This window comes from Streptococcus sp. 3167, assembly GCF_013277175.1.
GTDB lineage: Bacteria > Bacillota > Bacilli > Lactobacillales > Streptococcaceae > Streptococcus > Streptococcus pseudopneumoniae.
On the sequence record NZ_VMML01000061.1, the window covers coordinates 18,388 to 23,022 of the forward strand.

5 protein-coding genes and 2 pseudogenes are annotated in these 4,635 nt (G+C 36.4%); all 7 read left to right on the forward strand.

The features are described 5' to 3' along the window. Positions 1-146: 146 nt before the first annotated feature. The 7 genes and pseudogenes from HT678_RS08990 to HT678_RS09020 all read left to right on the forward strand — a co-directional run bounded on the left by HT678_RS08990 (position 147) and on the right by HT678_RS09020 (position 4,490). Positions 147-401: a type II toxin-antitoxin system Phd/YefM family antitoxin gene (locus tag HT678_RS08990; RefSeq protein ID WP_000388571.1), complete on the forward strand. Its 255-nt coding sequence runs from the start codon at positions 147-149 to the stop codon at positions 399-401. A gap of 3 nt (positions 402-404) precedes the next feature. After that, positions 405-659 carry a Txe/YoeB family addiction module toxin gene (locus HT678_RS08995; RefSeq protein ID WP_000924721.1) on the forward strand — a complete coding sequence of 85 codons (255 nt, stop codon included), beginning with the start codon at positions 405-407 and terminating at the stop codon, positions 657-659. 346 nt (positions 660-1,005) lie between these two features. After that, a pseudogene (locus HT678_RS11990) lies at positions 1,006-1,509 on the forward strand (KilA-N domain-containing protein); the annotation flags it as partial. Continuing rightward, positions 1,463-1,603 (forward strand): hypothetical protein, encoded by a 141-nt coding sequence (locus HT678_RS09005; protein WP_000899898.1) that lies wholly within the window; start codon positions 1,463-1,465, stop codon positions 1,601-1,603. The pseudogene HT678_RS11990 and the gene HT678_RS09005, both read left to right, overlap by 47 nt. Positions 1,604-1,618: 15 nt before the next feature. After that, positions 1,619-2,191 (forward strand): hypothetical protein, encoded by a 573-nt coding sequence (locus HT678_RS09010; protein ID WP_240153451.1) that lies wholly within the window; start codon positions 1,619-1,621, stop codon positions 2,189-2,191. Between the two features lie 349 nt (positions 2,192-2,540). After that, positions 2,541-2,795, forward strand: a pseudogene (locus tag HT678_RS09015) (recombinase family protein); the annotation flags it as partial. A gap of 81 nt (positions 2,796-2,876) precedes the next feature. Next, positions 2,877-4,490: a ribonuclease Y gene (locus tag HT678_RS09020; RefSeq protein WP_000404950.1), complete on the forward strand. Its 1,614-nt coding sequence runs from the start codon at positions 2,877-2,879 to the stop codon at positions 4,488-4,490. Positions 4,491-4,635: the final 145 nt, after the last annotated feature.

Here is a 4,635-nt window from a genome sequence, read left to right on the forward strand (position 1 = left end):
TTTGAGCAACCTGCGGCTAGTTTCCTAGTTTGCTCTTTGATTTTCATTGAGTATAAATAGATGGAAAAGAAAATCTTGTACAAGTTCCTGACAATTTCTTTCTTTTCGTGTATAATAGTGGAAAAGAGCTAAAACGAGGTATGGTTATGGAAGCAGTCCTTTACTCAACATTCCGAAATCATTTAAAGGACTACATGAAGAAGGTAAATGATGAATTTGAGCCTTTGACGGTGGTCAATAAAAATCCAGATGAGGACATTGTAGTTCTTTCAAAGAGCGAATGGGACAGTATTCAGGAAACCCTGAGAATCGCTCAAAATAAGGAGTTATCAGACAAGGTTTTGCGAGGAATGGCTCAAGTCCGTGCTGGAAGCATTCAGGTCCATGTGATTGAGGAGTGATGAATGCTACTCAAGTTTACAGAAGATGCGTGGGCAGATTATTGCTACTGGCAAAACCAAGATAAAAAAACACTAAAAAGAATCAATAAATTAATCAAGGATATTCAACGCGATCCATTTACAGGAATAGGAAAACCAGAGCCACTCAAATATGATTACCAAGGAGCCTGGTCACGGCGTATTGATGCAGAAAATCGCTTGATTTATATGATGGATGGAGATAGCGTGGCTTTCTTGTCCTTTAAAGATCATTACTAAGTCTACTGCGAAGTAGGCTTTTTATTTTTTAAATTTTTATTAGTAAGTTTAAGATAAAGTTTTTTGGAAAATGACAGAATCCCTAATACAAAAGACAAAAACTCAGAAAAGAAAGTTAGTATATGAACTTCGATCTTTACCCTTGAATTCGCTTTATAACTCTTAATTTGTGGTATAATGAAGAGAATTGTAAATCATAAAAACAGGGGAAGCAAATGTCTAATTTTAAAGAAAAACTACCGATATTCCAGTCGAACGATGTTCAGATTTCAAATGTAGTCAATGCAGTTTGGTCGATTGCGAACACCTTACGTGGAGCTTATCGTTCGGATAAGTATCGAGTGATGTAATTAAAAATTGGATGAGAAGAAAAGATACAATTGAGTTTCTTGGTTTATGGAAAAGCTTAAACAACATGAATTTCAATTCGGTCGAATTCGACCGAATTAAATCGGAAGCTGGATATAATTCATTTACATTGTCTCCTAAGAAATGGGTAGAGAAAACTGGAGCAATCGGAATTATCTCAAAAGGTGGAAGATATGGTGGTGCATTTGCACATACAGATATTGCCTTTGAATTTGCTTCATGTATTTCTGCTGAATTTAAGATGTATGTAATTCAGGATTACAAAAGACTTAAGTCAGATTAAAATTCTAAGATATCATTAGGCTGGAATTTGAATAGAGAAATTTCTAAGATTAACTACAAAATTCATACAGATGCAATCAAAGAATATCTCTTAAAAGATCTTACCAACGAACAGTTGTCTTACAAGTATGTAAGTGAAGCAGATATGATCAATGTTGTTTTATTTAACAAAAGAGCTAAACAGTGGCGTGAAGAAAATAGGAACAATTAGTACAACACTTGTAGTAGTTGCGGGAGTAAGTGCGGGTGTGCTTGGAGGAAAATTTGACTTTAAATTTCCTAAAAAGATTTAATGGAGAGTAATAAATATGAAGTTTAAAAATTATCTATTTGATTTATATCCTTATTTTCCCAAAGGTTTTTCATTATATAATAGAAAGGATCCTGATGTATGTAGTAAGGCGTTGTACGATGATTTATGTAAGATGTTTTTTGATGATGATTCAAAAGAAAAACTTAAAATAACATCTGTATGTAATAAATGCCAAAACTTTGGAAATGGAGATTTTTATACTTTATTTATTGATAAGGATAAGTATTTATTATCAAGTGATTATATAGGAGCCTCTATTTATTGGGCAAGAAAGGCAGGATTAAACGACAGAATAACTTTAGATCATTTGAGTATTTCAAGAACAATAGGTGGACACATTCTTTTCCCTAGAGGTGGTGGAAAATCAGAAACCGTTAATACAGCTAGAGGTGGAAAACCTAGAATCAAGAATGGAATTTATAAAGGATATTATGATCGTTTTGATTTAACACTATATGCTATAAAAGAATGGTTTGCGGGAAATAATAATTCAAAAATAGATTATGCTATAGAGAATTACCGTGAATGGTTTGAACTATTTTTTGATGATGATAATTGTAAAAATTGATTTGAGAAATTTGTCGAGTTTTTTAAGTTAGAAGGATTTATATATGAGCAAAATAAAATTATAGATTTAATTAAATCAGATTTAGAGAACAATCAGGTTGTCTTTTTAGATAAAGAAGATATTAGGATTGCTAGCACAGAAGAAGAATATATAAGATATATGAAAAATCTTAATATCATTATTCTAGAAAGAACTAAAAAAATATTATTATAAATATTTCAGCACCAGTTAAATAAAATGTGCGTTTTCTTTATCAAAAAAATTAATAAAAGAGGTTACCAAGAGGGATAAATTTTAAGTGTAGGGGGAATTTATCCTTTTTGCTTTTGAGGTAGAAGAGAAATCTATTGAATTATCCTATGAATATGTAGATGATGGATATAGTGGTTCTAATTTTGAGCGACCAAATTTTAAGAATATGATTGATGACCTGAATAAAGGAAAGTTTTCTATCATTATGGTAAAAGATTTATCTCGTTTCGGCAGAGAGTATATCGAGTCAGGAAAGTACTTACAAAAGATATTTCTTGAAAAAGGTATTCGCTTTATATCTGTAAATGATAACTATGATAGTGATAATGCGGATGTTAGCGATATCCATTTAAGGTTTGTGAAAATTACTTTTTTATGGTAGAATGTAAAAGAATGTATGTCATTCGGAATAACAATAAAATGAGGTAAAAACATGGAAATCATGTCGCTTGCGATTGCTGTTTTTGCCGTCATCATTGGTTTAGTCATTGGATATGTCAGCATCTCAGCTAAGATGAAATCATCTCAGGAAGCTGCAGAGTTGATGCTTTTAAATGCTGAACAAGAAGCAACTAATTTACGTGGACAAGCTGAGCGTGAAGTGGATTTACTTGTTAATGAAGCCAAACGTGAAAGCAAGTCTCTTAAAAAAGAAGCACTATTGGAGGCCAAAGAAGAAGCCAGAAAATACCGTGAAGAAGTGGACGCTGAATTCAAATCAGAACGTCAAGAACTCAAACAAATCGAAAGTCGTTTGACAGAGAGAGCTACTAGCCTTGACCGTAAGGACGACAATTTGACGAGTAAAGAACAAACACTTGAACAAAAAGAACAAAGTATTTCTGATAGAGCGAAAAACCTTGATGCGCGTGAAGAGCAATTAGAGGAAGTCGAAAGACAAAAAGAAGCAGAACTAGAGCGTATTGGTGCTCTGTCTCAGGCAGAAGCACGAGATATTATCTTGGCACAGACAGAGGAAAACTTGACCAAGGAGATTGCCAGTCGTATTCGCGAAGCTGAGCAAGAGGTCAAGGAACGTTCTGACAAAATGGCCAAGGACATCCTGGTTCAAGCTATGCAACGTATCGCTGGTGAATATGTAGCGGAGTCAACAAACTCAACGGTTCATCTGCCAGACGATACTATGAAGGGACGCATTATTGGTCGTGAAGGTCGTAACATTCGTACCTTTGAAAGTTTGACAGGGGTCGATGTGATTATCGACGATACACCAGAAGTGGTGACCTTGTCAGGATTTGATCCGATTCGTCGTGAGATTGCCCGTATGACTATGGAAATGTTGCTCAAGGATGGTCGTATCCACCCAGCTCGTATCGAAGAGTTGGTTGAGAAAAACCGTCAAGAGATTGACAATAAGATCCGTGAATACGGTGAGGCTGCTGCCTATGAGATTGGCGCACCAAACCTTCATCCAGACTTGATGAAGATTATGGGTCGCTTGCAATTCCGGACTTCATATGGCCAAAATGTTTTGCGCCATTCGATTGAGGTTGCTAAGTTAGCTGGTATTATGGCCAGCGAGCTTGGTGAGAATGCGGCTCTTGCCCGTCGTGCTGGATTCCTTCACGACATCGGAAAAGCCATTGACCGCGAGGTTGAAGGTAGCCACGTTGAAATCGGTATGGAATTGGCACGTAAGTACAAGGAACATCCAGTTGTGGTCAATACGATTGCTAGTCACCACGGAGATGTTGAAGCTGAGAGCGTCATTGCAGTTATCGTTGCTGCAGCAGATGCCTTGAGCGCAGCTCGTCCAGGTGCTCGTAGTGAGTCTCTTGAAAGCTACATCAAGCGTCTCCATGATTTGGAAGAAATTGCGAACGGCTTTGAAGGGGTACAAAATAGCTTTGCCCTTCAAGCAGGACGTGAAATTCGTATCATGGTCAATCCAGGAAAAATCAAGGACGACAAAGTCACAATCTTAGCTCACAAAGTTCGTGAGAAAATTGAAAACAATCTCGATTACCCAGGAAATATCAAGATAACCGTGATTCGTGAGCTTCGTGCAGTAGATTATGCTAAATAATAAAAAACTGAGGTCAGTGAAATCTGACTTCAGTTTTTTTGAAGTACGACGGGCATGTGGTGCATCTGAGGTGTAATACTCTTCGAAAATCTCTTCAAACCACGTCAACGTCGCCTTGCCGTACTCAAGTACAGCCTGCGGCTAG

Excerpts from the sequence above, each read along its gene's own strand:
- HT678_RS08990 (WP_000388571.1), top strand. The coding sequence starts at position 147 with ATGGAAGCAGTCCTTTACTCAACATTCCGAAATCATTTAAAGGACTAC.
- HT678_RS08995 (WP_000924721.1), top strand. The coding sequence starts at position 405 with ATGCTACTCAAGTTTACAGAAGATGCGTGGGCAGATTATTGCTACTGG.
- HT678_RS09005 (WP_000899898.1), top strand. The coding sequence starts at position 1,463 with ATGTTGTTTTATTTAACAAAAGAGCTAAACAGTGGCGTGAAGAAAATA.
- HT678_RS09010 (WP_240153451.1), top strand. The coding sequence starts at position 1,619 with ATGAAGTTTAAAAATTATCTATTTGATTTATATCCTTATTTTCCCAAA.
- HT678_RS09020 (WP_000404950.1), top strand. The coding sequence starts at position 2,877 with ATGGAAATCATGTCGCTTGCGATTGCTGTTTTTGCCGTCATCATTGGT.